Source organism: Nocardioides palaemonis (assembly GCF_018275325.1).
In the GTDB taxonomy this organism is placed as follows: Bacteria; Actinomycetota; Actinomycetes; order Propionibacteriales; family Nocardioidaceae; genus Nocardioides; species Nocardioides palaemonis.
On the sequence record NZ_JAGVQR010000004.1, the window covers coordinates 435,394 to 461,153 of the forward strand.

General features: G+C 69.9%; 30 protein-coding genes. 20 read left to right on the top strand and 10 right to left on the bottom strand.

Annotation, left to right across the window (positions count from 1 at the left end):
- The first annotated feature begins 140 nt into the window (after window positions 1–140).
- The 14 genes from KDN32_RS17715 to KDN32_RS17780 all read left to right on the top strand — a co-directional run bounded on the left by KDN32_RS17715 (window position 141) and on the right by KDN32_RS17780 (window position 11,851).
- On the top strand, window positions 141–407 hold the full coding sequence (locus KDN32_RS17715; protein WP_211733571.1) for a hypothetical protein: 267 nt from the start codon (window positions 141–143) through the stop codon (window positions 405–407).
- 37 nt (window positions 408–444) lie between these two features.
- On the top strand, window positions 445–2,271 hold the full coding sequence (locus KDN32_RS17720; protein ID WP_211733572.1) for a terminase large subunit domain-containing protein: 1,827 nt from the start codon (window positions 445–447) through the stop codon (window positions 2,269–2,271).
- 54 nt (window positions 2,272–2,325) lie between these two features.
- Window positions 2,326–3,483 carry a phage portal protein gene (locus KDN32_RS17725; RefSeq protein WP_211733573.1) on the top strand — a complete coding sequence of 386 codons (1,158 nt, stop codon included), beginning with the start codon at window positions 2,326–2,328 and terminating at the stop codon, window positions 3,481–3,483.
- The gene (locus KDN32_RS17730) at window positions 3,480–5,111 is read left to right on the top strand and encodes an HK97 family phage prohead protease (RefSeq protein ID WP_211733574.1); all 1,632 of its coding nucleotides are present in this window, start codon (window positions 3,480–3,482) and stop codon (window positions 5,109–5,111) included. The genes KDN32_RS17725 and KDN32_RS17730 overlap by 4 nt, the downstream gene beginning before the upstream one ends.
- Window positions 5,111–5,374, top strand: a complete 264-nt coding sequence (locus tag KDN32_RS17735; protein ID WP_211733575.1) for a hypothetical protein — start codon at window positions 5,111–5,113, stop codon at window positions 5,372–5,374. Before KDN32_RS17730 ends, KDN32_RS17735 begins: the two co-directional genes overlap by 1 nt.
- A 39-nt stretch (window positions 5,375–5,413) precedes the next feature.
- Complete coding sequence (locus KDN32_RS17740) at window positions 5,414–5,719, top strand: hypothetical protein (protein WP_211733576.1); 306 nt, start codon at window positions 5,414–5,416, stop codon at window positions 5,717–5,719.
- Window positions 5,719–6,057, top strand: a complete 339-nt coding sequence (locus KDN32_RS17745) for a hypothetical protein (protein ID WP_211733577.1) — start codon at window positions 5,719–5,721, stop codon at window positions 6,055–6,057. Before KDN32_RS17740 ends, KDN32_RS17745 begins: the two co-directional genes overlap by 1 nt.
- Before the next feature lie 19 nt (window positions 6,058–6,076).
- Window positions 6,077–6,505 carry a hypothetical protein gene (locus tag KDN32_RS17750; protein ID WP_211733578.1) on the top strand — a complete coding sequence of 143 codons (429 nt, stop codon included), beginning with the start codon at window positions 6,077–6,079 and terminating at the stop codon, window positions 6,503–6,505.
- Window positions 6,505–6,666, top strand: a complete 162-nt coding sequence (locus KDN32_RS17755; protein WP_211733579.1) for a hypothetical protein — start codon at window positions 6,505–6,507, stop codon at window positions 6,664–6,666. Before KDN32_RS17750 ends, KDN32_RS17755 begins: the two co-directional genes overlap by 1 nt.
- Complete coding sequence (locus tag KDN32_RS17760) at window positions 6,666–7,040, top strand: HK97 gp10 family phage protein (RefSeq protein ID WP_211733580.1); 375 nt, start codon at window positions 6,666–6,668, stop codon at window positions 7,038–7,040. Before KDN32_RS17755 ends, KDN32_RS17760 begins: the two co-directional genes overlap by 1 nt.
- Entirely contained in the window at window positions 7,037–7,306 is a 270-nt protein-coding gene (locus KDN32_RS17765; RefSeq protein WP_211733581.1) for a hypothetical protein, read from the top strand. The genes KDN32_RS17760 and KDN32_RS17765 overlap by 4 nt, the downstream gene beginning before the upstream one ends.
- Before the next feature lie 138 nt (window positions 7,307–7,444).
- Window positions 7,445–8,572 carry a phage tail tape measure protein gene (locus KDN32_RS17770; protein WP_211733582.1) on the top strand — a complete coding sequence of 376 codons (1,128 nt, stop codon included), beginning with the start codon at window positions 7,445–7,447 and terminating at the stop codon, window positions 8,570–8,572.
- Window positions 8,569–11,160, top strand: coding sequence for a hypothetical protein (locus KDN32_RS17775; RefSeq protein ID WP_211733583.1), 2,592 nt, complete (start codon window positions 8,569–8,571; stop codon window positions 11,158–11,160). The genes KDN32_RS17770 and KDN32_RS17775 overlap by 4 nt, the downstream gene beginning before the upstream one ends.
- 1 nt (window position 11,161) lies before the next feature.
- Window positions 11,162–11,851 (top strand): hypothetical protein, encoded by a 690-nt coding sequence (locus KDN32_RS17780; RefSeq protein ID WP_211733584.1) that lies wholly within the window; start codon window positions 11,162–11,164, stop codon window positions 11,849–11,851.
- Between the two features lie 19 nt (window positions 11,852–11,870).
- Here the strand turns inward: KDN32_RS17780 and KDN32_RS17785 are convergent, their stop codons facing one another.
- Genes KDN32_RS17785 through KDN32_RS17795 form a run of 3 tightly spaced genes read right to left on the bottom strand, consistent with a single transcriptional unit; the run spans window position 11,871 to window position 12,686 of the window.
- A complete protein-coding gene (locus KDN32_RS17785; protein ID WP_211733585.1) occupies window positions 11,871–12,080 on the bottom strand; it encodes a hypothetical protein in 210 nt (69 codons plus the stop codon).
- A gap of 10 nt (window positions 12,081–12,090) precedes the next feature.
- The gene (locus KDN32_RS17790; protein ID WP_211733586.1) at window positions 12,091–12,288 is read right to left on the bottom strand and encodes a helix-turn-helix domain-containing protein; all 198 of its coding nucleotides are present in this window, start codon (window positions 12,286–12,288) and stop codon (window positions 12,091–12,093) included.
- A 14-nt stretch (window positions 12,289–12,302) separates the two neighbouring features.
- Entirely contained in the window at window positions 12,303–12,686 is a 384-nt protein-coding gene (locus KDN32_RS17795) for a hypothetical protein (protein WP_211733587.1), read from the bottom strand.
- A 456-nt stretch (window positions 12,687–13,142) separates the two neighbouring features.
- On the opposite strand from KDN32_RS17795, the gene KDN32_RS17800 reads away from it, so the two are divergent.
- Both KDN32_RS17800 and KDN32_RS17805 read left to right on the top strand, forming a co-directional pair.
- The gene (locus KDN32_RS17800) at window positions 13,143–13,325 is read left to right on the top strand and encodes a DNA-binding protein (protein WP_211733588.1); all 183 of its coding nucleotides are present in this window, start codon (window positions 13,143–13,145) and stop codon (window positions 13,323–13,325) included.
- A complete protein-coding gene (locus KDN32_RS17805; protein ID WP_307854194.1) occupies window positions 13,322–13,579 on the top strand; it encodes an excisionase family DNA-binding protein in 258 nt (85 codons plus the stop codon). The genes KDN32_RS17800 and KDN32_RS17805 overlap by 4 nt, the downstream gene beginning before the upstream one ends.
- A 197-nt stretch (window positions 13,580–13,776) precedes the next feature.
- Here the strand turns inward: KDN32_RS17805 and KDN32_RS17810 are convergent, their stop codons facing one another.
- From KDN32_RS17810 to KDN32_RS17835, 6 genes are all read right to left on the bottom strand, one after another.
- On the bottom strand, window positions 13,777–14,424 hold the full coding sequence (locus KDN32_RS17810; RefSeq protein WP_211733590.1) for a cobalamin B12-binding domain-containing protein: 648 nt from the start codon (window positions 14,422–14,424) through the stop codon (window positions 13,777–13,779).
- A 58-nt stretch (window positions 14,425–14,482) separates the two neighbouring features.
- On the bottom strand, window positions 14,483–15,460 hold the full coding sequence (locus tag KDN32_RS17815; RefSeq protein ID WP_211733591.1) for a sulfate/molybdate ABC transporter ATP-binding protein: 978 nt from the start codon (window positions 15,458–15,460) through the stop codon (window positions 14,483–14,485).
- Window positions 15,457–16,293: a sulfate ABC transporter permease gene (locus tag KDN32_RS17820; protein WP_307854195.1), complete on the bottom strand. Its 837-nt coding sequence runs from the start codon at window positions 16,291–16,293 to the stop codon at window positions 15,457–15,459. Before KDN32_RS17820 ends, KDN32_RS17815 begins: the two co-directional genes overlap by 4 nt.
- 13 nt (window positions 16,294–16,306) lie before the next feature.
- Window positions 16,307–17,152, bottom strand: a complete 846-nt coding sequence (gene cysT / locus KDN32_RS17825) for a sulfate ABC transporter permease subunit CysT (RefSeq protein WP_307854196.1) — start codon at window positions 17,150–17,152, stop codon at window positions 16,307–16,309.
- 2 nt (window positions 17,153–17,154) lie between these two features.
- On the bottom strand, window positions 17,155–18,081 hold the full coding sequence (locus KDN32_RS17830; RefSeq protein WP_307854197.1) for a sulfate ABC transporter substrate-binding protein: 927 nt from the start codon (window positions 18,079–18,081) through the stop codon (window positions 17,155–17,157).
- A 292-nt stretch (window positions 18,082–18,373) separates the two neighbouring features.
- Complete coding sequence (locus KDN32_RS17835; RefSeq protein ID WP_249217255.1) at window positions 18,374–19,846, bottom strand: glycosyl hydrolase family 18 protein; 1,473 nt, start codon at window positions 19,844–19,846, stop codon at window positions 18,374–18,376.
- A gap of 335 nt (window positions 19,847–20,181) precedes the next feature.
- Here KDN32_RS17835 and KDN32_RS17840 point away from each other — a divergent pair, with 335 nt between their 5' ends.
- Together KDN32_RS17840 and KDN32_RS17845 are read left to right on the top strand one after the other, a co-directional pair.
- A complete protein-coding gene (locus KDN32_RS17840; protein ID WP_307854198.1) occupies window positions 20,182–22,107 on the top strand; it encodes a 2-oxoacid:acceptor oxidoreductase subunit alpha in 1,926 nt (641 codons plus the stop codon).
- Window positions 22,107–23,213 carry a 2-oxoacid:ferredoxin oxidoreductase subunit beta gene (locus KDN32_RS17845; RefSeq protein WP_211733594.1) on the top strand — a complete coding sequence of 369 codons (1,107 nt, stop codon included), beginning with the start codon at window positions 22,107–22,109 and terminating at the stop codon, window positions 23,211–23,213. Before KDN32_RS17840 ends, KDN32_RS17845 begins: the two co-directional genes overlap by 1 nt.
- 33 nt (window positions 23,214–23,246) lie before the next feature.
- Here the strand turns inward: KDN32_RS17845 and KDN32_RS17850 are convergent, their stop codons facing one another.
- The gene (locus tag KDN32_RS17850; RefSeq protein ID WP_211733595.1) at window positions 23,247–23,645 is read right to left on the bottom strand and encodes a hypothetical protein; all 399 of its coding nucleotides are present in this window, start codon (window positions 23,643–23,645) and stop codon (window positions 23,247–23,249) included.
- Between the two features lie 103 nt (window positions 23,646–23,748).
- Between KDN32_RS17850 and rarD the strand changes: the two genes are divergently transcribed.
- Complete coding sequence (gene rarD / locus KDN32_RS17855) at window positions 23,749–24,657, top strand: EamA family transporter RarD (protein ID WP_211733596.1); 909 nt, start codon at window positions 23,749–23,751, stop codon at window positions 24,655–24,657.
- Between the two features lie 217 nt (window positions 24,658–24,874).
- Window positions 24,875–25,504, top strand: a complete 630-nt coding sequence (locus KDN32_RS17860; RefSeq protein WP_211733597.1) for a DUF6461 domain-containing protein — start codon at window positions 24,875–24,877, stop codon at window positions 25,502–25,504.
- Window positions 25,505–25,760: the final 256 nt, after the last annotated feature.

The window sequence follows — 25,760 nt, forward strand, 5'->3', positions numbered from 1 at the left end:
TGGCGCTCCCAGAGGTCCGTTTCAAGACCGCCAGAGGTACGCGAGAAGACCGCCAGAGGTACTCGAAACGGACCTGACCCTAAGAAGACCCACCTACCTACACCCCTCGCATCCATCTACCTCAACCACAGGAGCGCGTGATGGCCGAGCCCTACGACCACCCCCGGTTCCCCGGTTGGTTCCGCGTCTGGCTCTACGCCGTCGATCACGAGGACCAACACCTCAGCGGCGGCCAGCTGCGTGAGGCCACCGGCCTCGACCAGCGCACCCTCAGTCGCAGCTTGGACCGTGCACGACGCATGAGCCTGCTCACCCCCGATAGCCACGCCCGCTGGCTCATCCCCCGCCGACTGTCCCCCGATGCCGCCCTCGCCCGTGGACTGGGGCAGGTGCGCGATGCCTCGTGAGTGGTCGGGCCGCGTGGTCACCAACGCTCGCGCCCACATGGCCACCAAGCTGCCGGCACCGTGCGGTCGATGCGGCGTCACCATCGCGGCCGACGCCGACCCGTCCACGTGGATCGTCGGCCACATCCGGTCCCGGGCTGCCTACCCCGAGCTGATGCTCGAGCCCAGCAACTGGCGACACGAGCACGACGCCTGCTCACGCAAGACCGCACAGGCCGCCGTCATCGAGAAGGCGAAGGTCGACGCACTCCGAGCCGCGGGACTCAGCGACGCGGAGATCGAAGCCGTTTTTCCCCACGAGACGGACGCCCAGAAGCCCCCGCTCCTTCCCGCACACACACACGGAGGCCAAGACGAGCCCCTCGTCATCCGTGAGGGCCTCTCGTGGGCAGATCTGTGCCAAGCAGCGCCCGAGTGGCTCAAGCCGTACCTCGTCGTGCCTGGGGATGCGTCCCCGCCGCTGTGGGTCTCGCCGGTCCACGCCGAGTCGGTGGGCTCCTACGGGCCCGAGGCCATCGAGTGGATGGAGTCCAACCTCCGCGAGCGCGGTCGACCGCTGCGGTTTCGCTGGTGGCAGAAGCTCGCGATCGTCCTGCAGCTGCAGCACCGTGAGGACGGCACGCTCCCGTACCGGGTGATCCTCGAGTCGGGCCCGCGACGCATCGGGAAGTCGGTGCGGCTGCGCGGCATGGCGCTGTGGCGCCTGGCGAAGGGCCCGGAGCTCTTCGAGGACGAGCAGCTCGTGCTCCACACCGGCAAGGACCTGGCGATCGTGCGCGAGGTGATGCGCAAGGCGTGGCCGTGGGCCGAGGCGCGCGACGACTGGTCGAGCAAGAAGGGGATGACCGAGCCGCAGGTGGCCTACCGCGAGGTCAACCGCTGGGTCGCCCGCTCGAAGGACTCCACGACCGGCTACGACGCGTGCCTCGCGCTGGTCGACGAGTCGTGGGACGTCCCGCCGGCCAGCATCGACGACGACCTCGAGCCGACGATGCTGGAGCGGGAGTCCCCGCAGCTGCTGCTGACGTCGACGGCGCACCGGCGCGCGACCAGCCTGATGCGCGGGCGCATCATCGACACCCTCGCGGTCGACGACGGCGAGACGCTGCTGCTCGTCTGGGGCGCACCCGTCGGGGCCGACCTCAGCGACCGCGCCGTCTGGCGGGCCGCCTCGCCGCACTGGTCGGCCGACCGCGAGAAGATGATGGAGAGCAAGTACGAGAAGGCGCTGGCCGGCGAGACCGACCCGGAGGCCGACGACCCGGACCCCATCGAGGCGTTCAAGGCGCAGTACCTCAACATGTGGAAGCTCCGTCACACCAAGCGCCTGCGCGGCACGGCGCTCGTCGAGCCCGACGCCTGGGCGGCACGCACCGCCGCGATGCCGGACACCGTGCCGACCGCCGTCGCGGCCGAGTCTTGGTTCGCCGAGGGCATCTCGGTCGCGATCGCTTGGGCCACCACCAAGGAGGGACCCGCGCTCGTGCGTGCCATCGACGTCGAGGACGCCGCGGCCGCGCTCGAGCTCGCCCGGGCGACCGGCTACCGAGGGCCGCTGCTCCTCGGGGCGTCGCTGGCCGACGACCCTGCGTTCCGCACCACGCGCAAGAAGGCGATGAAGGCCCGGGTGGGCGCGGCCGTGCAGGACCTCGACCGGCTGCTCTCCGAGGGCGCGATCCAGCACGACGGCGGCGAGCACCTCACCGGCCAGGTGCTCGAAGTGCGCACGATGCCGGGCGCCGACGGGCCCAGGCTCGTCTCCAACACCCGCGCCGACGCCGTCAAGGCAGTGGCGTGGGCGACCTCTGAGGCTCGTCGCCGCGCTGGCGCCAGCAGTCGCATGGTGCTCCCGTCCAGCGCGTAGGCATGGACCCAAACTGGTAACGACAACCAGTCCCGAAGGCGGAACGATTTCCGCATGGGGTTCTGGTCGCGTGCTCTGGGACTCGACGGTCTGGCGCTCGCCCAGGCCGTCGAGTCTGAGCCCGTCCCCGAAGCCTTCGCCGTCGATGCCTCGTCGATCGACCCGGCGGTGTTCGGCATCGCCTCCTACGAGAGCCCGACCGCCCCCGCTCCCCGCATCGACCGCCGCAGCGCCATCCAGGTGCCGGCGGTCAAGCGCGTGCGGGACCTCATCGCCGGGACGATCGGCGGCCTGCCGCTCGACTGCTACAACGCACAGCGCGAGCAAGTCGTCAGCAGCCTCTTCGACCAGCCCGAGAAGCACCGCCCCCGCTCGGTGACGATGACCCAGACCGTCGAGGACCTCCTCTTCGAGGGCATCGCCTGGTGGCGAATCGTCGAGACGGGCTGGCAGGGCTACCCGACCTTCGTCAAGGTGCTCAAGCCGCGCGAGGTCAGCGTCGATGAGGAACAGGGCAAGGTCTACGTCAACGGCAAGCATGTCCCGGACTCCGAGCTCATCCGCTTCGATTCCCCCAACGACCCGCTCCTCGTCGCCGGCGCCCGCGCGATCCGCACCTGCCTGCGACTCGACGTCGCAGCCGGCAAGTACGCCGACGGCACTCCGCCCATCGACTGGTTCGAGTCCGACGACCCGGTCGACGACCCCACCCAGCTCGTCAACGACTGGGCCGAGGCGCGGCGCGCCAACACGACCGGCTTCGTGCCCTGGGGTGTGCGCTACAAGCGCGACGGCTGGTCGCCCGAGCAGCTGCAGATGGCCGACGCCCGCCAGCACGCCGTCGTGCAGATCGCCAACGTCGCAGGCGTCGACTCCGAAGCGCTGAACGTCTCCACAACCTCGCGGACCTACTTCAACGCCGAGCACAAGCGCAAGGAGCTCGTCGACTTCACGCTCGGTGGCTACCTGATCGCCATCGAGGGCCGCCTGTCGATGAACGACGTCACGCCCCGCGGGCACTACGCCAAGCACAACCTCGACGCCTTCCTGCGCTCGGACACCAAGACCCGCATGGAGACCTACGAGATCGGCCTGCGCGTCGGCGCCTACACCGGCCCCGAGATCCGCGAGGCCGAGGACAAGCCCGCCGTCGAGCTCCCGCGGCCGGCAGCCGTCCGCGCACTCCCCGCTCCCCAGGAGGCCGCATCGTGACCGAGACCATGACCTTCGACGTCATCCCCGCCGGCACCGTCTTCTCCGTCGACACCGAGCAGCGGATCATCCGCGGCCGCGCCATCCCCTACGGCGTCGTCGGCACCAAGAACGGGCGGCAGTTCCAGTTCTCCAAGGGCACCATCCGCGCCAAGGACGGCATGAAGGTCAAGGGCTGGGCCCTGCACGACCAGGCCCACGCCTACGGCGTCGTCACCGAGTGGGACGACACCGACGAGGGCCTCGACGTCGCCATCAAGGCCGCGAAGACCCCCGAGGGCGACCGCGCACTCGCGCAGGCCGACAGCGGCGTGTGGGACGGCTTCTCCATCGGCCCCAGCGAGGGCGCCAAGTACCAGCTCAAGGGCGGCGTCTACCACGCCGTCGACATCCCCATCCACGAGATCAGCCTCACGCCCGCACCGGTCTTCGGTGGGGCGCGAGTCCAGAGCGTCAGCTTCGACGCCATCAACCCAGGAGGAAGCACCGTGTCTGACACCACCACGGCGGAGGCCGAGACCACCACCGAGGTGGCCACGGACTTCTCTGCGATCAGCGACGCCATCACCAAGGGCTTCGAGGGACTGCAGTTCCCCCAGCGCGAGACCGTCTCGGCCACCGCGGGCGGCACCGGCCAGGTCACCGAGGAGCTGCCCTACCGCTTCGACGGCGTCGCGGGTTCCCACTCCTTCACCCAGGACATCAAGGACGCCTACACCTCCGGCGACTCCGAGGCGCGCCAGCGCATCGAGACGTTCATGGACGAGGCCTTCGCGGTCACCACCGGCAACGTCGCCACCCTCAACCCCACCCAGAACCGGCCCGAGCTCTACGTGCCGAACCTGTCCTACACCCGGCCGCTCTACGACCTGGTGAGCAAGGGCTCGATCGACGACAAGACGCCCTTCACGGTGCCCCGGTTCTCCTCGGCAGCCGGCCTGGTCGGCGACCACGCCGAGGGAGTCGAGCCCACGCCGGGCTCGTTCGCGGCCACCAACCAGACGATCTCGCCGGCCCCGGTCTCGGGCAAGATCGAGATCAACCGCGAGGTCTGGGACCAGGGCGGCAGCCCGCAGGCCGACGGGATCATCTGGGGCGAGATGCTCAACGCCTACTACGAGGCGGTCGAGGCCAAGATCGCTGCGCGTCTCAAGACCACCGCGACGGCCGAGCTCAACCTCGCCGGCGCCGTCGACGCCCCGCTGGTCGCGTCCCTGACCAACTACTTCGCCGGACTGCAGTTCGTCCGCGGCGGCAACCGCTTCACCGCGATGGCCGCGGACGCCAAGCTCTTCCCGGCGCTGGTCGCCGCGAAGGACAGCGCCGGCCGCAACCTCCTGCCGGTGCTCGGCCCCGCCAACGCGCAGGGCACGGTCGACGGCACCTTCGACCGGATCCAGCTGGGCAACCAGACCGTGCGCGCGGCGTGGGCCCTCGCACAGGGCACCAACACGATGAGCTTCAACTTCGTGCCGTCCTCGGTGTGGTGCTGGACCTCGACCCCGAAGCGCTTCACCTTCGAGTACCAGGTCAAGTCCATCGACATGGCGATCTGGGGCTACGTCGGCACCGCGATCCTGCGCGACTCCGACGTCAAGCCCATCGACTACGACACCGCGGACGCCTGATGGCTCGCCGCAAGGTCAAGTCCGACGCCGAGCTCGCCGGCGCCGAGATCGAGCAGCCGAAGACCGACGCCGAGCTGGCCGAGACCGCGGACAAGGAGCCCGACCCGCCCGTCTATGACGAGCGCGGGAACGTCCGCCCCCGCGGCACCGAGGGCGCCCGGCCGATGTCCTACGCGGAGCGCGTCGAGATCGCCCGCCGCATCGCAGCGGGCGAGGACCTCGACCCGCAGCCCAAGCGCCCTCGCACGTCCCGCAAGAGCTGACGAAGGGAGGCCGTCATGCTTTCACCGAGCCTGGACGACGTGGCGGACTACCTCGCCTCAGCCGGACTGCCGGTTCCCGATGCGGCCGTCATCCTGGAGGTGCTCGCCGCGGAGAAGGCCGCCCAGGCGCGCGTCGTCAATGTCCCAGCCGACGACGCCGCTTGGCCTGCCGACCTCGTCGAGGCGCTGTGCCGCCGCGTGGCGCACAACCTCGCGGTCCGTCCGCTGGCCCTCGGCTTCAAGGTGGAGCTGTCCGACACCACGGGCGTCAGCAACACCGTCGGCGGCACGGACGCCGAGGTGCGCCGCCTCGAGCTGCCCATGCGGAAGCGTCCGGTGGCCTGATGGCCGCCCGCGCGGACATCGCGGCCGCCGCCTCGACCGTCGTCGGGCTCGACATCGCCGCCGAGTACCGCCAGAGCCTGCAGCCCTTCACCGGCTTCGTGAAGTGGAACGGTCTCAACCGCGACGACAGCGGCCTCGGGTGGATCGACACCTGGCAGGTCTGGGTTGCGCTCCCGCAGGACGTGAAGGCCGCCGAACAGTGGATCGCGACCCACCTGCGCGACCTGCTGGTCGCACTCGCCGACGAGCTCTACGTCACCACCGCCACCCCCGCGGACCTCGTGCTCGAGGGCGGCTCCACCAACGGACTCATCATCGAAGGCGCCCGAGGCGTCTGACCCAGACAGGAGAAGCACCATGGCAGCACTCGGGACACGGTTCCTGAAGATCAAGGTGGGGACGACCGAGTACACCTCCACCGTCAGCGAGGCCGCGGTCGGGTCCGACCCGGCCGACTCGGACTTCACGTCCTACGCAGATGCCGCGGCCGGCGGCGCCCGCGAGTGGTACCTGCGCTTCAAGGCGGCCCAGGACATGGCCACCGGCTCTCTGTGGCGCTACCTGTGGGACAACCCCGGCACCAGCGTCGCCGTCAAGGTCAACCCCTACGGCAACGCCACCGCGACCGCCACCGAGCCGCACTACTCCGGCAACGTCACCGTGATCATGCCGGACGGCGACATCATCGGCGGAGCAGCCAACCCGTCGACCACGGCCAAGCAGACCTTCGAGTGCCGCTGGGTCTTCGCTGCCAAGCCCACCGAGTCCACCTCGGGGACGTTCTGATGACCGCCCCGAAGCGTGAGGTCGGCCAGGACGTCGAGGTTCCCGAGCGCACTGAGGTGGAGCGCCCGGACGGCTCGCGAGTGACCGTCTCCGGCGGCCTCTACGTCTTCGACGTCCCCGGCGCCCACGTCATCGACGGGAAGAAGCACGAGGTCGTCTGATGGGCGTCTACGTCGAGGGCCTGCGCGAGACGACTCGCGCCCTGGAGAAGGCCGGTATCGACGTCGAAGAGCTCAAGGACGCCATGGCCGCCGTGGCGGCCGAAGCCGCCGACGTCATGCAGGGCTACGTCCCCGTCGGACGCACCGGCAACCTGCGCGCCTCCGTCCGAGGCAACCGCGCCAAGGGCCGAGCCATCGTCACGGCCGGCAAGGCCCGTGTTCCCTACGCCGGCCCCATCCAGTACGGGTGGGCGCGGCGCAACATCAAGCCCGCCAAGTTCGTCGAGCGCACCGACGCGGTCATGGACGACCGGGCGCCCCAGATCCTCGAGCAGGGCTGGGCCGACATCGCCACCAGGAACGGACTCGCATGAGCACCCAGACCCCCAACGACATGTTCGAGAGCCTCACCGGCTTCGACGAGATCGCGATCGCCGCGCACTTCGGCGACAAGATCACCAACCTCCACGCCGACCCGTTCGCATTCCTGCGCGCCCTGGCGTTCGTCGACTTCCGCCGCGGCGGCCAGAACGACAAGGACGCCTACCAGTCCGCCATGGCCCTCACCATCTCGGCCACCCAGAACTACTTCACCGAGGACGAGACCGAGGACGAGGCGGGAAAAGAGCCCTCCGCCTGACCCACGAGGAGATGGCGCACTTCGTCCTCGCGACCGGTGTGCAGCCATCGGAGTGGAAGGCGATGAGCAGGGCCGAGCGGCAGGCGTTCCGACCGGCATCGGAACGGATTCAACACGAGATGAAGGGCAGGTAGGACTGTGGCAGCACGACCGGTGAAGATCGCGTTCCTCGCAGACACCGCCGACCTGCGCTCCAGCCTCGCCCAGGCCGAGACCGCCATGGACTCCGCCGCCACCCAGGCCAAGAGCTCAGGCGACCGCATCGACGCCGCGTTCTCCTCCACCGCCTCCGCAGCCGACGCCACCGCCTCTGCCACCTCGCAGGCCGCTGGAGGTCTCGGCGACGTCGCCGGCGCGCTCGAGGCCACCGGGCTCATCAGCGAGGGCACGGCCCAGTCCCTCGCGGTCGTCGAGGCGTCCATCATGGGCGCGACCGGTGCCGCTGACCTGATGAACCTCGCCACCGAGAAGATCCCCGGCCTCCAGAAGGCCGCCACCGTCGCCACCAACGGCCTCGCAGCGGCCAAGCGAGCCCTCGGCGTCGCCGTCCGGTTCGCCCTCGGACCCATTGGCCTCATCATCGCCGGAGCCGCCCTGCTCGCCACCGGCCTGGTGCTGCTCTACAAGAAGAACGAGACGTTCCGCGAGATCGTCGACGCCGTCTGGTCGAGAGCGAAGGCGGTCATCGGCAACGTCGTCACCTGGTTCACCGACACCGCCGGCCCCGCGATCAAGAACGCCATCACCACCCTGAACGAGAAGTGGGGCGCCATCCGCGAGAAGGTCGGCGAGGTCGTCGGCTCCTACTCCGCCAACGGCGGGGGCGTGCTCGGCAAGCTGCACGGCATGGTCGAGACCATCACCGGCCTCGGCTCCAAGATCACCTCCGCCGCCTCCGGCATGTGGAACGGCATCGGAGAGTCCTTCAAGGGCGTCATCAACAAGATGATCGGCTGGTGGAACAACCTCTCGTTCTCCGTCGACATCCCGGACAAGATCCCCGGCCTGCCCGACTCCTTCACCATCAGCACGCCCAACATTCCCTATCTCGCCGACGGCGGCATCGTCACCCGCGCCACCCTCGCCGTCGTCGGTGAGGCGGGCCCCGAGGCCGTCATCCCGCTCGACCGCCTCGGCGGCATGGGCCAATCGATGCACATCACCCTCGAGCTGACCGCCCAGCAGCTCACCGACCTCATGCTTGGCCGCCGCCTCACCGCCGCTCAGGACGCGTTCGTCGGCACGGGTGGCAGGCGGACCGCGTGAGCACGCCCCAGGTCTTCAAGACCGTCGACGTGCTCCGCCTCGAGGTCGAACGCGACCCCGGGGCCGGGGAGTACCGCAACCTCATCCCCAACCCGTCCGGCCAGCTCGGCGGATGGGGGTGGGTCACCCCCGTCGCGCACTCCGTCCTGGTCGCCGCCAACGACGCCGCCACCGGCAACGCACCCGGCCTGAAGTACATCACCGGCACCACCATCAGCCCGGCGTCCAACTACTTCTACACCGAACCCCAGCCCTTCACCGCCGGCCGCTGGGCACGCGCACGCTGGTACATCGGCACCTCGCCCTACGGCTACCACCGCGCCTCGATCTACTGGTACAACGCCTCGCGGACCTTCATCTCCTCGGACCTCCTTGGCGCCTACACCAACTCCAACGCCACGGCGATCAGCTCGGCGCGCCAGGCGCCCGCCGGCACCGCCTACGCGGCCCTCGTCTTCGAGGTCGGAGGCGCCGCGGGCACCTACCCCTACACCGGGGGCGGAGCCGAGATGGGGCTGCGCGACGTCACCCTCGTCAGCGCGGCCACCAGTACCGAGGCCAACACGATCACCTGGGCCAGCGTCTCCGCCGATGGCTACTGGACCAACATCCTCGGCCCCACTCACGAGATCGAGATCGAGCGTGCGGCCCTCGACCTCGGCACGCTCGAGGCCGTCGTGCTCGACTCGAGCATCGACCCCGCCACCGCGTCCCTGCTGCGTCCCGGCCGACGAGTGCGCGTCACGGCCCTCAACTCCACCACCGGCGTGTGGGAGTCGCTGTTTCCCGGTGAGCTCCTCACGGCAGACGTCACCTATGACCTGAAGCGCAAGCGCCCCGCCGACCCCAAGCACGCCCGGATCAGCCTCTCCGCGGTCGACGTCACCAAGAACATGGCCCAGGCAGCACGACCCGAAGGCGTCGGCACCATCCGCGACCTCCCGTTCGTGCTTGAGGGCGCCGGCGTGCCGTGGAACGCCGACGGCAACACCAACCAGGTCGCCACGGCCACCCTCGCCTCCACCAACGACAACGCGACCGCCATCGATCAGGTGTCCCTCACTCGCGACACTGCCCGCGGCTACGCCTGGGTCGACCGCAAGGGCGTCCTCAACGCGTTCTCCAGCCTCGGCGACCCCGACGTCCAGCTCGTCCCCAACTCGTCGTTCGAGACCAACATCGCCGGGTGGCGCACCCAGTGGGTCGGCGCGGCCGCCACCTTCACCTGGAGCAACCTCGCCGCGTCCGTCGGCAACTACTCCCTCCAGATGCGGGCCAACGCCAACGCGCTCACCACGAACATGCGCATCGAGAGCCAGGACGCCACCGGCACCCTCGCGTCCAAGATTCCCGTCCAGGCGGGCGTGCCCTACCTAGCGAAGGCCGACCTCTACTCACCCGTGACGTCACGCAAGGCGCCCGTGTACGTCGACTGGTACAACGCCGCCAACACCTACATCGGCACCTCGGGCGACGACTGGAACATCGGCACGCCCTCGACGGTGAACACGTGGAAGACGATCGAGCGCCCGGTCGTAGCTCCGGCCGGCGCCGTCGCCGCCGTGATGACCGTCGCCGTCATCACCGAGGGCGCGGTGAAGATGGCGGCCAACGAACAGCACTACGTCGACAACGTGTCCCTCCGCGCCGCGTCACCCCTGATGCTCGTCGACGAGTCTGCCTACGCCGACATCGATCTCGGGTTCGACATGGACGCGTGCATCAACTCGATCGACTACAAGTGGCTCGTCAACAACACGTTCACCGGTACCACCGACGAATACCACCTCACCGGCTACGAGGACGCCGCCTCGATCGCCCAATGGGGTCGTCACCACAAGACGTTCACCATCCACGGCAGCAACGCCGACGCGGCCGCCCACGCCGCAGACGTGTTCGCACGCAACGCCCAACCGGCCATCCGCCCCGACGGCGTCCGGTTCGTCGCCATGAAGACCACAGCCGACGTCACCGCCAAGGCGTTCGTCGACCTCTACGACCTGCACAAGGTCGTGAACACCGCGAAGGGCATCAACGCCAAGGCGCGCGTCACCACCGTCCGGCACACCATCGAGCCCGACCGGTGGATCGTCAGCGTCGACTACGCCAACCCCACCGCCGTCGCCGCACCCCAGCTCCTCCCGCCCGTGCAGACCGGCGACCCCGCCGGCCCGCCGTTCCTCGAAGCCGTCTACACACCCGCCACCGCTTCTGTCAGCGCCACGTGGGTAGCCCTCAACTCCTGGACGGTCATCGAGTCCAGCCAGATCGCCGTCAGCGGCTCCACCATCACCGTCGCCCGTCCCGGTCGCTACCGGATCAAGGCGACTTTGGTCTACGACGCCACTGGCACCGCCGGCACCGTCCGGGGCGGGCGGCTCAACATCGGCGGCACGCCGATGCCGTACCAGACCAGCCCCGGCTACGGCACCAGCGCGTTCGCCTCCGTCGAGGTCGACCACACCAAGCGCCTCGCCGCCGGCGCCACCCTCGCGCTCGAGGCCTACGCCGGCGCCACCGTCAACCTCCTCGGCGGCACCTCCGGCTACGGCAACACCCGCATCGAGATCCAGTTCCTAGGAGACTGACATGAGCCTGATCGCCGAGACCGCCACCCTCGCCCACGGCTTCACCATGGCCGACGTCGAGAAGCTGACCCGTCGCTCGCTCTTCCTCGCGCGTCCGAGCAGCGCACTGACGCACTCTGAGCGGCACGAGACTGCGTGGTTCCGCATCGTCGAGCTGATCTACTCCTCGGCGGACCGGCCCGAGGAGTACGACCTCGCTCGCGCCGGCGCCGACGCCGTCCATCGAGCCGTGCAGGATACGTGGCGATTCAACGGCCGCGACCCTCGCGAGCGCCGGGCGATGCCGGCCTTTGAGCGCTACTGGGTGAACATCCGATCGAACGAGGACTTCACCGACGGCATCGCCGAGCGCCTGTCGCTCCCCGCGGTGCTCAGTAGCCTCACGCCCCTCGAGTACGAAGCGGTCGCGGCCCTCGCGGCTCACGGCTCGAGCGTCGCCGCCGCACGAGCTCTGGGCGTCACATCTCGGGCCTTCGGCAAGCGAGTCGCCAAGGCCAGGGCCAAGATCCTCCCCCTCTGGTATGCCCCGGAGACCGCACGGGCAACGACCACCCGCAAGCGTCCTGACACTGAGCACTGCACGGTCGGCCACGACCTTGGCGAGCACGGGCGAGTGACCCCCAGCGGGTACACCGTGTGTCGCCGCTGCGAGCGCAACGAGAAGCGCAGGGCGAACGCTCGGACCCGTTAGGAACCGGAGACGCTGCTAGCTACTGGGCGTACACAAAGCCCTGGAATGGATACTCGGAGGTCGGCCGGAGCTCGTAGCGATGGTCCTCGTCTCCAAGTGCCACCAGCACGGTCGCGCCCCTCAGCGCGAGCTCGCCGTTGTATGGCGCCGCAATGCTGATGTTTCCCCCGTCCAGCGGCCCGCCCAAGCAGGGGCCCTGCACTGCCATCTGCGGAGTGTCGTCGCTCATGCCGTTGACACTAGCCTTTGTCCTGGTGCTCGCACAGCCGCCCGAACATCCACGCCTCGAGGCAGTCGCGGTGGATCCGCCAGCGGCCCTTCGGCTTGCGCTGGATGCCGTGCAGTTCGCCGGACTCGACGACCTTCAGGATCGTGTCTCGATGGCGGTCAGCCACCGCGGCGGCGGTCGTCGTGGTGTGCCAGATGCGGTCGCTCATGCACGCAGCCTGACCTACGCGCACCCGAGAGTGCGCTCGAAGGCGGTCATGTCGACGCTCTCGCCGGCCCACTCCCACAGCACCAGGCGTCCGGGCTTGGAGCGCGTCACGATCCCGGCCCGGAGCATCCTGTCGAGCTCGCTGCGCACCGTCTCAGTCGCACACCCGGGTCGACGCGTCCACAAATCGAGTCCGTCGCCCAGGCACTCGTAGTGGATCGCGCCCATGCTGTCCATCCGATCGCGGCCGAGCTCGCTCTCGCAGCACCCGTAGTAGCCGGACTGACAGCCCTCGACGAACGTGAAGGCGAGGAGGTGCCCCAGGTCGACGATCGACATCGGAGCCGGCGCGTCCCGCAGGATCGCGGCGACCTGGTCGCCGAGGTGAAGGCGCTCCATGCTGCGCCGCCTCACGACCGAGCCTCGAGCCACTCGGCGGCGGCGACAAGGTCGGCCGCGCTCCGCCGAAGCTCAGCTGCGAGGCCTCTCGGCGTGTCCTCGTACATCTCCATGCTGATCACCTCGGCGTACCACTGCCGGTCGAGGCCACCTGCTCGGTCGGCGTTGGGGAACCAGCTCAGGTGCAGGCTCGCCGGGGAGGGCGCATAGTGGATCCGGTTGGGCGTCTCGGCGGGGTCGTGGCCCGGCGGAAGCGTGCACCACTCGGGGCAGTCTGCGGAGATTACGGATGCCGGCGCGGTCGCCGGCTGCGATGATGTAGCCATGGTTCGGTGCCTCCTTGGGGCATCGGTTCCTAGGCCCTGGCCGGTGTTCCAGCACCGGTCGGGGCCGCTTGCATGTTGACAAGACGCTAGACCTTGCCCTTGCAGTTTGGCAAGAGGTACCGTCCGACGCATGCCAGAACACCTCATGGGTGCGACTGAGATCGCTGCCCTACTCGACGTCACCCGCCAGCGCGTCCAGCAGCTCGCCAAGACCGACGGCTTCCCGAGGCCCTATGACGTGCTCGCCATGGGTCAGATCTGGCTGCGCTCCGACATTGAGACGTGGGCCCGCGAGACCGGCCGCATCGAGTGACCGGTCGTGGCCCGTACTACCTGGTCGCCGAGGCCGCCGAGCGGATGCGCGTGTCCGAAGACACCATCCGCGAGGCGGTCCGCAGCGGACGGATGCGAGCGAAGCGACTCAGCGAATCACCACGGTCACCATTTCTCATCCGCGAGGCTGCACTGGATGAGTGGTACGACGGCCTTCCCGACGCTGACGAGGAGATGGTCTATGCGATGCCGAAGCGCACGCCGCTGAGCGAGGCGAGGAAGAAGCGCCGGTAGGACCCAGTCCGCAGCGAGTCCGCAAGAGGTCCAGTCGCGACTATCCGCGACCAACTGCACCAACGTCTCCGGTGCAGGTCAGAGGCGTGTAGCCAACGCACCCGTCCACGTCCCTCACTCGATGCGCGATTCACCAACTACCGCTGAGCCGCACCGCTGGACCCCACGCTCACCGACGCCGACCCGGCGCCGCCGACCTACCTCGCGAGGACCGTCGTCAGGTAGGACACCGCGGCGACCGGGTCGTGCGGCATCAGGTGGGCGTGCAGCGACTCGGCGACGTTCTGCGACGCGCCGCGGCCGGCGACGAACACCGGGTGCTCGACCGCGAGCCGCGAGATGGCGGTCGACTCCGCGGTGAACGCGGTGTCGCGGGTGGCGGCCAGCACCACGGCGTCGGCCCGAGCGGCCCGGGCGGCCGCGACGATCGCGGGCATCGGGGTGTCCGCGCCGAGGTAGCGCGTACGGGCGCCGCCCTCGCCGAGCAGCAGCGAGAAGCTCAGCAGGACCAGGTCGTGGCGCTCCCCCGGCGGGCAGGCGAGCAGCACCACCGGGCCGTCGGTCACGGCTCCCTCGGGCGTGGGCCGGCCCGCGAACGCCCAGAGCCAGCGGCGCAGCAGGTTGCTGACGAAGTGCTCGTGGGCGACGGACAGCCGGCCCTCCTCCCAGCGGTCGCCCAGCTCCTCGAGGAACGGCAGGACCACCGTGGTGATGGCGTCGGCGAGCGAACGCTGCCACAGCATGTCGGCGAGGGTGGTGTCGGCGACCTCGCCGTCATAGGTCTCGACCGCGGCCCAGAGCCGCTCGGTGGCGGCGGTCGCCGGGGCGGCGGGAGCGGTGGTCACCAACGCACCCTAGTGGGTGCTGCCTGAGGGCAGCACCCACTTCGGGATGGGGCGTCGGTCACCCGACCGCGTGCATCGACGGCACGACGGCCGCCCCGGGAGCCGCGGTGACCCACACCGTGCTGCCCTCCTCGAGCGCCAGCGAACGGGCCTCGGCGCGGGAGAGCACGACGTGCACGTCGTCGCCGGCCACGGTCAGCACGTTGAGCCGGACCTCGAAGCCCACCTTGAGCAGGCGCGAGACGGTGCCCTCGGTGGAGCCGGCGAGGACCGGGGTCGTCGACACGTCGACGTCGTGCGGGCGCAGGGCCACGCCGCCGAGCTGGGTCACGTCGCCCAGGAACGACATCACGAAGTCGTTGGCCGGCGTCTCGTAGAGCTCGTCGGGGGTGCCGACCTGCTCGACGCGCCCCTCGTTGATCACCACGATCTCGTCGGCGACCTCCATCGCCTCCTCCTGGTCGTGGGTCACGAACACGGTCGTCACCGGGACCTCGTCGTGGAGGCGTCGCAGCCAGTCGCGCAGCTCCTTGCGGACCTTGGCGTCGAGCGCGCCGAACGGCTCGTCGAGCAGCAGCACGCTCGGCTCGACGGCGAGCGCACGGGCGAGGGCCATGCGCTGGCGCTGGCCGCCGGAGAGCTGCGACGGCATCCGGTGCCCGAACTGCGAGAGGTGCACGAGCTTGAGCAGCTCGTCGACCCGCTCGGCGACCTGCGCCTTGGGCTTCTTGCGGATCTCCAGGCCGAACGCGACGTTCTTCGCCACGGTCATGTGCTTGAACACCGCGTAGTGCTGGAAGACGAAGCCGACGTTGCGCTTCTGCGGAGGCAGGTGCGTGGCCTCCGTGCCCTCGATGGACACCGTGCCGGAGTCGGCGGAGTCGAGCCCGGCGATGATGCGCAGCAGGGTCGACTTGCCGCCACCGGACGGCCCGAGCAGGGCGGTGAGCTGCCCGGAGGGCAGCGAGACGCTGACGTCGTCGAGGGCGACGAAGTCACCGAACCTCTTGTTCAGGTTGCGGACCTCGATGCTCACTTCTTCTCCTTGATCGGTTCGTGGTGCGACGCCTCGCTGGGTCGCAGGATCGCGACGACGACCAGGCACAGGACGGACGCCACGACGAGGAGGAGCGACACCGAGTAGGCGACGTCCTCGTGGAAGTTCTGGTACTCGCGCTGCACGAGGAGGGTGGCGGTCTCCATGTCGCCGATGCTGCGACCGGCGACGATCTTGACCGCGCCGAACTCGCCCAGCGAGCGGGCCAGGCTCAGCACCACGCCGTAGACGATCGCCCACTTGATGCCGGGCAGGGTGACCCGCCAGAAGGTCTGCACGCCGTTGGCGCCCAGGCTGCGGGCGGCCTGCTCCTGCTCGTCGCCGAGCTCCTCGAGGACCGGGACGACCTCGCGGATGATCAGCGGCAGGACCACGAAGCAGGTGGCCATGATGATGCCGGGCGTGGCGAACACGATGTCGATGCCCCGCTCGTGCAGGCCCTCCCCGAGCCAGCCGTAGCGCGGGTTGTAGACCAGCACGAGCGCCAGGCCGACGACGACCGGCGAGACCGACAGCGGCAGGTCGATCAGCGCCGACAGCACCCGCTTGCCGGGGAACTCGTAGCGCACGAGCAGCAGCGACATGCCGACACCGAAGACCAGGTTGATCGCCACGGCGATGACCGAGACCCGCAGCGTCAGCCACAGGGCGTGGGTGACGTCGGGGTCGGACAGCGCGCGCTCCATGCCGCCGAAGCCGTCGGCGAAGGTGTTCTTCGCGATCAGGCCGGTCGGCCACGCGATCAGCAGGAAGAGGTACGCCACGACGACCAGCCGCAGCACCCATGTGAGGGTCCGGGAGCGGTTTCCCACCGCGGAGCTCACGCTAGCCACGGCGGGCCAGCCTTCGCTGGGTCACGTCGAGGACCACGATCGCGAGCAGGGCGACCAGCAGCATGATCGTCGCCAGGGCGGCGGCCGCCGGACGGTTGCCGCCCTCGAGCAGGGAGGCCATGCGGTAGGACGTCACCTCGGTGCGGTTGGGCAGGTTGCCCGACAGCAGCACCAGGGAGCCGTACTCGCTGATGCCGCGCGCGAACGAGAGGGCGGCGCCGGCGAAGATCGCGGGGACGAGCGTGGGGATCACGATCCGGCGCAGCACCGTGAAGCGGCTGGCGCCCAGGGACGCGGCGGCGTCCTCGACGTCGGTCTCCATCTCCTCCAGCACGGGCTGGACCGTGCGGACGATGAAGGGCAGCGTGACGAAGGCGATCGCGAGGAACACGGCCTTGCGGGTGTTCTCGAACTCGACGCCGAGCGGGCCCTGGCTGCCGTAGAGGGCGAGCAGGACGAGGCCGGCGACGATCGTGGGCATCGCGAAGGGGATGTCGATGACCAGGTCGAGGACGCGCTTGCCCCAGAAGCGGTCACGGACCAGCACCCAGGCGATGAGCGTGCCCATCACCATGTTGATGACGGTCGTGAGGGCCGCGACGCCGATGGTCAGCTGGAGGGCGTTGACCGTCTGGCTGTTCGTCAGCGCGGCCTTGTAGGTGCCCCACCCGCCGCCGGAGGCCTCGACGACCACGGCGGAGAGGGGGATCAGGACGAGGAGGCTGAACCAGAGCAGCCCGACCCCCAGGCCGAGACTGGCGCTCGCGTTCAGCGCACCCGGCCGGGCCGACCGGCGCGTGCGCGCCGGCCGGCCGGCCGTGAGGGTCGTGGTGGCCACGATCAGCCGCCCACCCCGGAGCCGGACTGGATCTCGGTGATGATGCCGAGGGTGTTGCCGTCCTCGCCGTCGCCGAAGAACTTGTCGTTGGCCTCGCCCCAGCCGTTGAAGTCACCGTCGATGGTGAGCTCGGTGGCGGGCTCGGGGAAGGCGTTCGCGGGGTCGAGGGCACCCTCGACGTCCACGGCGCCGACGTCCACCAGCGGGCGGAAGCCGAAGCCGGCGTAGAGCTTCTGGCCCTCCTCCGAGCGCTGGAAGTCCAGGAAGTCCTGGGCCTGTGACGGGGCGTCCTCGGTCACCGCGCACGGGTTCTCGATGAGCAGCGTGGTGTCGGGGACGACGTAGTCGAAGTCCTCGCCGTTCTGGCGGGCCAGGATGGCCTCGTTCTCGTAGGACAGCAGGACGTCGCCCTGGCCCTGGGTGAACGCGGTGGTGGCGTCACGACCGGAGTCCGGGAGCGCCGAGACGTGGTCGAAGAAGTCCTTCATGTAGGACGCGGCGTCGTCCTCGCTGCCACCGTCGGCGATGACCGAGCCGTAGGCGGCGAGCAGGTTCCACTTGGCCGAGCCCGACGAGGCCGGGTTGGGCGTGACGATCGAGATGTCGTCCTTGACCAGGTCGTCCCAGCTGTCGATCTTCTTCGGGTTGCCCTTCGGCACGACCATCACGACGACCGACTGGGTGCAGATCCCGTTGGTGTCGTTGTCCTTCCAGTCGTCCGCGACGATGCCGGCGTCGACCAGGCGGGTCATGTCGGGCTCGAGGGAGAAGTGGACCAGGTCGGCGTCCTGGCCGTCGGCCACGCCGCGGCTCATGTCGCCCGACGCACCGTAGGCGGGGCCGTCGAAGGTGACGTCCTTGCCGGCGTCGGTCTTCTCGAACGCGGCGAACGCGGCGTCGTTGGGGGTCTCCATGACGGAGAAGCCCACGAGGGAGAGGTTGGTCCCGCCCTCGCCGTCTCCCGAATCCGCGTCAGCGGAGCAGGAGGAGAGAGCCAACGCTCCGGCGATGGCGACCGCTACGGCGGCACGTGAACGGATCTGCATGGGGGGTACTCGACTTTCGTGATCGGTGAGCAATGTCGAGCAACATACATGACTTTATTGACGTCAGTGACATTGTCTGGACCGATCTGGCGTGTCGCGCGTCACGACGACGCGCCGGGGGTGGTGTCCCACCCCCGGCGCGCGCCGGACCGCCCTCCCGAGGGGCGCGCCCGGATCAGCCGGCCAGGCCGCTGCTCACCGCGGAGATCAGCTCACCGTTGGACGTGTCGCCGGACAGCTCCCAGAAGAAGGCGCCGGCGAGTCCCTGCTGCGTGGCCCAGGCCATCTTGGACGCGATCGTCGCCGGGGTGTCGTAGCTCCACCACTGGTCGCCACACCTGGCGTAGGCCGTGCCGCCGACGGTCCCGGTGGCGGGGCACCGCTGCTTGAGCACCTTGTAGTCCTCGATGCCCTGCTCGTAGGTGCCGGGCGCAGGCCCGGTGGCCGAGCCCCCGGGCGCGGACTGCGTGACGCCCGACCAGCCGCGGCCGTAGAACCCGAGGCCCAGTAGCAGCTTGGAGGACGGGATGCCGAGCGACTGCAGTTTCGCGATCGCGGTGCTCGCGTCGAAGCCCTGCGTCGGGATGCCGGCGTACGACGTCAGCGGCGAGTGCGGGGCGGTCGGGCCCTGGGCGTTGAAGGCGCCGAAGTAGTCGTAGGTCATCGGCATGTACCAGTCGACGTACTGCGCCGCCTGCCCGTAGCCACCCTTCTCGATCTTGCCGCCCGCCGTGCCGTCGGCGGTGATGGCGGCTGTCACCAGGTCGGTGCCGAACGCCCCGCGCAGCGCCTGCATCAGCCGGGGGAACGCCTGGGTCCCGCTGGTGTCGCAGGACAGGCCACAGGCGTTGGGGTACTCCCAGTCGATGTCGATGCCGTCGAACACGTCGGCCCACCGCGGGTCCTCGACGAGGGCACGGCACGACTGGGCGAAGGCCTGCGGGTCCTGGGCGGCCTGCCCGAAGCCGCCCGACCAGGTCCAGCCTCCGAAGGACCAGATGATCTTGAGGTGCGGGTACTTCGCCTTGAGCTTGCGCAGCTGGTTGAAGTTGCCCCGTAGCGACTGGTCCCAGGTGTCGGCGACACCGTCGACGCTCTGGGCGGCGGTGTAGGCCTTGTCGTGGTCAGCGTAGGAGTCGCCGATGGTGCACCGGCCGTTCTGCACGTTGCCGAAGGCGTAGAGCAGGTGGGTCAGCTTCGCGGCCGAGCCGGAGGTGTCGAGATCCTTGGCGTGGAAGTTGCGGGCATAGGTGCCCCAGTTGGTGAAGTAGCCGATCACCTTCTTGCCACCGGAGGCAGGCGGCGTCGTCGGGGGCGTGGTCGGAGGCGTGGTCGGAGGCGTGGTGGCCGGCGGGTCGGTGGGCGTGGTGGAGTCGCAGGCGCCCAGGTCCTCCCACACCCCCCACTCACCCGTGGTGCCCGGGACCTCGTTCTGGGTCCACCACTTCGCCCGGTAGGTGCGTCCGGAGTGGGTGACCTGCATGCCCGCGGTGTAGACGGCGGTCGCGCTCCACGTCGGAGCGGTGCAACTGGCGGCGGCCGCGGCGGCGACGCCGCCCGTGCCGGCCGCGGCGAGCGGCAGCAGCGCGAGCGTCGCGACCAGCGCGACGAGTGGTCCGACGAGACGTCGGAGATGCGTGAACGACATGGATCCTCCCGAGTGGACGACGGGCGCACGACGCGGCCCGCAGCCGAACCTAGGACCGGTGTGACAGCGGTCACAAGAGGTTAGGAAGGTGACCTTACTAATGACGTCCCGGTAGTTCGTAAGTGGATCTAACAAATCCGCAGGTCAGTGCGCCCGAGGGGCTCTCGGCGCGCCGGAAGAGTTGGTCCCCGGTTGTCTCGCATACTGGAACGTCGTCTCCCGCACCCGGGGTCGCTCGACCGCCACATGACCCTCGTCACACCTCACGCGGGGACCCGTCCCACTTCGCAGGCGACGGCCGGTCGGCGCGGGGTCGGCGGCTATCGTTGACGCTTGTGGTAGCCCCCGAGAAGCAGGTCAAGCAGCTCGACCGCGTCATCATCCGGTTCGCGGGAGACTCCGGCGACGGCATGCAGCTGACCGGAGACCGGTTCACGCAGGAGACGGCCGCGTTCGGCAACGACCTGGTCACCCTGCCGAACTTCCCGGCCGAGATCCGGGCGCCCCAGGGCACCCTGCCCGGCGTCTCGTCGTTCCAGGTCCACTTCGCCGACCACGACATCCTCACCGCCGGCGACGCCCCCGACGTGCTGGTCGCGATGAACCCCGCCGCGCTGCGCGCCAACCTCGGCGACCTGCACAAGGGCGCCACGATCATCGTCGACACCCACGACTTCACCGCGCGCAACCTGGCCAAGGCCGGCTACGTGGAGAACCCGCTCGACAACGACTCGCTCGCCGAGTACGCCCTGCACACCGTCGACCTCACCGGCATGACGGTCGAGGCGGTCAAGGAGTTCGGCCTCTCGCGCAAGGACGCCTCCCGCGCGAAGAACATGTTCGCCCTCGGCCTGCTGTCGTGGATGTACGGCCGCCCGACCGACCCGACGACGACGTTCCTCGCCAAGCGCTTCGCCAAGGTGCCCGACATCCGCGACGCCAACATCGCGGCGTTCAAGGCGGGGTGGAACTTCGGCGAGACCACCGAGGCCTTCGCGGTCCAGTACGAGGTCAAGCCGGCCACGCTCCCGCCCGGGACCTACCGCAACATCACCGGCAACCTCGCGCTGGCCTACGGCCTGGTCGCGGGCGGCGTGCAGTCCGGGCTGCCGGTGTTCCTCGGGACCTACCCGATCACCCCGGCCTCCGACATCCTCCACGAGCTGTCGAAGCACAAGTCGTTCGGCGTCACAACCTTCCAGGCCGAGGACGAGATCGCCGGCGTCGGCGCCGCGATCGGCGCGTCCTATGCCGGCCACCTCGGCGTGACCTCCACCTCGGGCCCCGGCGTCGCGCTGAAGTCCGAGGCGATCGGCCTGGCCGTGATGACCGAGCTCCCGCTCGTCGTGGTCGACGTCCAGCGCGGCGGCCCGTCGACCGGCCTGCCCACCAAGACCGAGCAGGCCGACCTGCTGCAGGCGATGTTCGGCCGCAACGGCGAGGCGCCGGTGCCGATCGTCGCGCCGCAGTCCCCCGGTGACTGCTTCGCCGCCGCGGTCGAGGCGACCCGGATCGCGGTCACCTACCGCACGCCCGTGCTGCTGCTCTCCGACGGCTACCTCGCCAACGGCTCCGAGCCGTGGCGGGTGCCGGCGATCGACGAGCTCCCCGAGATCGACCCGGGCTTCGCCACCGAGAAGAACCACGGATCCGGGGACGACGCCGAGTTCTGGCCCTACCTGCGCGACGAGGCCACGCTGGCCCGTCCGTGGGCGATCCCCGGGACCCCCGGGCTCGAGCACCGCATCGGCGGCCTCGAGAAGGGCGACGGCCACGGCAACATCTCCTACGACCCGGCCAACCACGACTTCATGGTCCGCACCCGCCAGGCCAAGGTCGACCGGATCGCCGACTCGATCCCCCCGGTCGAGGTCGACGACCCGTCCGGCGAGGCCAAGGTGCTGGTCCTGGGCTGGGGCTCGACCTACGGTCCGATCGGCGCGGGCGTACGCCGCGTCCGCAAGGCCGGCTACCACGTCGCGCAGGCCCACCTGCGCCATCTCAATCCGTTCCCGTCCAACCTCGGCGAGGTGCTGAAGGGCTACGACAAGGTGCTCGTGCCCGAGATGAACCTCGGCCAGCTCTCGCTGCTGCTGCGCGCGAAGTACCTCGTCGACGCCGTCGGCTACAACCACGTCCGCGGCCTCCCGCTCAAGGCCACCGAGCTCGCCCACGCGATCGCGGAGCTGGTCGGCCAGGCGGAGGGCGTCGACATCGAGCTCGGCGTGTGGGGCGAGCCGACCCAGAAGGAGCACATCTGATGACCACCGACCTCGGCCTCCCGGGCCTGCGCTCCGGCACCGAGCTCGTCCCGGCGACCGACGAGAAGCAGACCGGCAAGGACTTCACGTCCGACCAGGAGGTGCGCTGGTGCCCGGGCTGCGGTGACTACGCCGTGCTCAAGGCGGTCCAGTCGTTCCTGCCCGACCTCGGGCTGCGTCGCGAGAACATCGTGTTCGTCTCCGGCATCGGCTGCTCCTCGCGCTTCCCGTACTACCTCGACACCTACGGCATGCACTCGATCCACGGGCGGGCCCCGTCGATCGCCACCGGCATCGCCACGGCCCGCGAGGACCTGTCGGTGTGGGTCGTCACCGGTGACGGCGACGCCCTCTCGATCGGTGGCAACCACCTGATCCACGCGCTGCGCCGCAACGTGAACATGACGATCCTGCTGTTCAACAACCGGATCTACGGCCTCACCAAGGGCCAGTACTCCCCCACGTCGGAGACCGGCAAGATCACCAAGTCGACGCCGATGGGCTCGCTCGACCACCCGTTCAACCCGGTCTCGCTCGCGCTCGGCGCGGAGGCGAGCTTCGTGGCCCGCACCATCGACTCCGACCGCAAGCACCTCACGTCGGTGCTCGCCGCGGCGGCCGCCCACCGCGGGACGTCGCTGGTCGAGATCTACCAGAACTGCCCGATCTTCAACGACGGCGCCTTCGACGCGATCAAGTCGCCGGACACCAAGGCCGACGCGATCATCCCGCTCGTGCACGGCGAGCCGGTCACGTTCGGCGCGACGCTCGAGGACGGGCGGGGCTCGAAGGCGCTGGTCCGCAACCCGCGCTCCGGCGCGATCGAGGTGGTCGCGACCGCCGACGTCGACGCCGCGGACGTCCTCGTCCACGACGCGCACGACCCGGACCCGTCGACGGCGTTCGCGATCTCGCGCCTCACCGCGGCCGACTACCTCGACCAGTCGCCGATCGGCATCTTCCGCCAGGTCGAGCGGCCCACGTACGACGACGGCGCGCGCGAGCAGGTCGCGGCCGCCGCACCGGCCGGGAACGACGACGCCGCCGACCGCTCCGCACGGCTGGCGGCGCTGATCGGCGGCGGTGACACCTGGACGATCGTCTGACCGGTCGCGCGACCGGTCAGACGCGTCGGCGTCTCAGTCGAAGTAGAGCGTCCAGACCTTGCCCTTGGTGTTGCCGTAGCCGTTGGAGTGGTCGATCTTGGTGCGCCACTTCCAGCGGCCCTTCTCGGGCGCGTAGAGCTTCGTCTTGTACGTGCCCGAGGCGTCGGTCTTGATCTTCTTGGCGACCTTCCACTTGCACTTCGCGCACGCCTTCTTGAGGATCTTCACCTTCTGGTTGGCGTAGGGCAGGAGCGTGCCGTCGGCCTGGGGCTCGCTGACGACGCCCTTGAGCTTGAACGCCTTATAGGTGACCTGCTTGGGCGGCCTCTCGTCGAGCACGCGCTTGGGCGCCGAGCCGGCGCTGGCGGAGGTGCTCAGGGCACCCATGACGAGAACGGCGGCGACGAGCGCTGCCAGGACGGCGCGGAACATCCGCATGATGGAACTCCCCCTCGAGAGACAGTGACGAATGACCCGGGGTCCCAACCCCGGGACGCCCCCATCGTAGGGGAACGTGCCCACCTAGACTTCCGGAGTGCCAGACTCCCGCCGCGGACTGCTCCTGGGCGCGTCGGCGTACACGCTCTGGGGTGTCTTCCCCCTCTACTGGACCGTCCTCGAGCCGGCCGGCGCCGTCGAGCTCCTCGCGCACCGCATCCTGTGGTCGGTCCTCACCATGGTGCTGGTCCTCGTCGTGTGGCGCCGGGTCGACGCCTTCCGCGCGCTGCTCGGCCAGCGGCGCAAGGTGCTGCTGCTCGCGGCCGCCGCGGTGGTCATCACCGTCAACTGGGGCGGCTACATCTGGGGCGTCAACAACGACCGCGTCGTGGAGACCTCGCTCGGCTACTTCATCAACCCGCTCGTGACGGTGCTGATGGGCGTGCTCGTGCTGGGCGAGCGGCTGCGTCGCCTGCAGTGGGTCGCGATGGGGGTGGCCTTCGTCGCCGTCGCGCTGCTGACCATCGACTACGGCCGGCCGCCGTGGGTGGCGCTGGTGCTGGCGTTCTCGTTCGGCACCTACGGCCTGCTCAAGAAGCAGGCCGCGGTCGAGGCAGTGGAGTCGATCACCCTCGAGACGCTGGTCATGGCGCCGGTCGCGCTGGCGTACGTGCTGTGGCTGAGCGAGGCGGGGCGGTCCAACTTCGGGTCGCACGGCCTCGGCCACGCCCTGCTCATCACCACCACCGGCATCATCACCGCAGTCCCGCTGATGCTCTTCGGCGCCGCGGCGATCCGGGTGTCGATGGTGTCGCTCGGCCTCCTGCAGTACCTCGCGCCGACCATCCAGTTCGTCCTCGGCCTGGTCGTCTTCCACGAGGACATGCCTGCCAGCCGCTGGATCGGCTTCTCCCTCGTCTGGGTCGCGCTAGTCGTCTTCACCGTCGAGGCGCTCCACCACCGACGCCGCCAGCTGCGCCTCGTCGCGCGGGCCAGCGCCGTCTGACCGCAGCTGGCCCAGGGGCACGCCCGCTGGTCGAGGAGGTCGCGCCCTGCTGATCGAGGACGTCGCGCAGCGACCGTCACGAGACCCGCGACCAGGCTTCGCGTTGCTGGGGAACCAGGTGCAGCCGAAACGCCGCCGATCGGATGCATCTCGTTCCCCATCCCCTCTCCGGCCGAAGCCACGCCCCGGCCCGTCCGGCGCCCCTAGGCTCTCGGCCATGGACGACCCGGTCGCGCACTACGAGGCCCTGCTGGACGAGACGGCCGCCACCTTCCACGGCGACGGCGGGACCGTGCTGGTCGCGGCGGGTGCCACGGTCGCCGAGGTGGTGGACGCGCTCGGCGGCGTGAGCGTCGAGGACGTCCCGGCCGACGAGCTCGACCCGGAGGCCTTCACCTGGAGCGCGTACCTGCTGACCGCGATCGACGGCGGCGTGCTCGCGGTCGAGGACACCGGCTACGCCGACCCGCCGACCGCGGTGCTGGTCGCGCTGTCCCGCGGCGGTCGTGCGGCCGCCGTGGTGCGCGACAACATCCAGGCCCACCAGCGCTTCGGGTGCGCCCGCGACGGCGTGCTGCTCTTCGACGAGCACGAGTACGTCTACCTCGACGACCGATCTCGCGTCCCCGCCGAGCTGCGCGAGCTCTTCGACCGCGCCTGGGTCGACCTCGACGACGACGCGGCGGTCGACGACGGGGCCGAGGACGGAACGGCCGTGGGCCTGGCGATGGCGGAGGTCGTCACCGGGCTGCACCTGATCGCCGACGACACGCGCCGGCTCGCCTCCGACGACGCCACCGTCGTCCTCGTCCGCGTCCTGCAGTACGCCGACGAGCTCGAGGGCTGACCCGCCGCCACGTTCGCTGGGCGAGGAGGTCGCGCCACCCCGGTGGTCGAGGAGGTCGCGCAACCCCGGTGGTCGAGGAGGTCGCGCAGCGACCGTCACGAGACCCGGCTCGGTCGAGGCCCGGCACGGTTCGAGACCCGCCCACCCCCGGTGGTCGAGGAGGGACGAAGTCCCGTCACGAGACCCGCCCACCCCGGTCGCCGGGCTGTCCACAGATCCCCGTCCGATGGTGGTCGGGTGTCGGTGCCCGCCGATA

Bases quoted from the DNA above. Each gene is read 5' to 3' on its own strand.
- KDN32_RS17725 (WP_211733573.1), top strand. From the start codon at position 2,326: ATGGGGTTCTGGTCGCGTGCTCTGGGACTCGACGGTCTGGCGCTCGCC.
- KDN32_RS17735 (WP_211733575.1), top strand. From the start codon at position 5,111: ATGGCTCGCCGCAAGGTCAAGTCCGACGCCGAGCTCGCCGGCGCCGAG.
- KDN32_RS17765 (WP_211733581.1), top strand. From the start codon at position 7,037: ATGAGCACCCAGACCCCCAACGACATGTTCGAGAGCCTCACCGGCTTC.
- KDN32_RS17860 (WP_211733597.1), top strand. From the start codon at position 24,875: ATGGACGACCCGGTCGCGCACTACGAGGCCCTGCTGGACGAGACGGCC.
- KDN32_RS17760 (WP_211733580.1), top strand. From the start codon at position 6,666: ATGGGCGTCTACGTCGAGGGCCTGCGCGAGACGACTCGCGCCCTGGAG.
- KDN32_RS17780 (WP_211733584.1), top strand. From the start codon at position 11,162: ATGAGCCTGATCGCCGAGACCGCCACCCTCGCCCACGGCTTCACCATG.
- KDN32_RS17835 (WP_249217255.1), bottom strand. From the start codon at position 19,846: ATGTCGTTCACGCATCTCCGACGTCTCGTCGGACCACTCGTCGCGCTG.
- KDN32_RS17715 (WP_211733571.1), top strand. From the start codon at position 141: ATGGCCGAGCCCTACGACCACCCCCGGTTCCCCGGTTGGTTCCGCGTC.
- KDN32_RS17845 (WP_211733594.1), top strand. From the start codon at position 22,107: ATGACCACCGACCTCGGCCTCCCGGGCCTGCGCTCCGGCACCGAGCTC.
- KDN32_RS17720 (WP_211733572.1), top strand. From the start codon at position 445: ATGGCCACCAAGCTGCCGGCACCGTGCGGTCGATGCGGCGTCACCATC.
- KDN32_RS17795 (WP_211733587.1), bottom strand. From the start codon at position 12,686: ATGGAGCGCCTTCACCTCGGCGACCAGGTCGCCGCGATCCTGCGGGAC.
- KDN32_RS17750 (WP_211733578.1), top strand. From the start codon at position 6,077: ATGGCAGCACTCGGGACACGGTTCCTGAAGATCAAGGTGGGGACGACC.
- KDN32_RS17790 (WP_211733586.1), bottom strand. From the start codon at position 12,288: ATGAGCGACCGCATCTGGCACACCACGACGACCGCCGCCGCGGTGGCT.
- KDN32_RS17800 (WP_211733588.1), top strand. From the start codon at position 13,143: ATGCCAGAACACCTCATGGGTGCGACTGAGATCGCTGCCCTACTCGAC.
- KDN32_RS17785 (WP_211733585.1), bottom strand. From the start codon at position 12,080: ATGAGCGACGACACTCCGCAGATGGCAGTGCAGGGCCCCTGCTTGGGC.
- KDN32_RS17850 (WP_211733595.1), bottom strand. From the start codon at position 23,645: ATGTTCCGCGCCGTCCTGGCAGCGCTCGTCGCCGCCGTTCTCGTCATG.
- KDN32_RS17745 (WP_211733577.1), top strand. From the start codon at position 5,719: ATGGCCGCCCGCGCGGACATCGCGGCCGCCGCCTCGACCGTCGTCGGG.
- KDN32_RS17755 (WP_211733579.1), top strand. From the start codon at position 6,505: ATGACCGCCCCGAAGCGTGAGGTCGGCCAGGACGTCGAGGTTCCCGAG.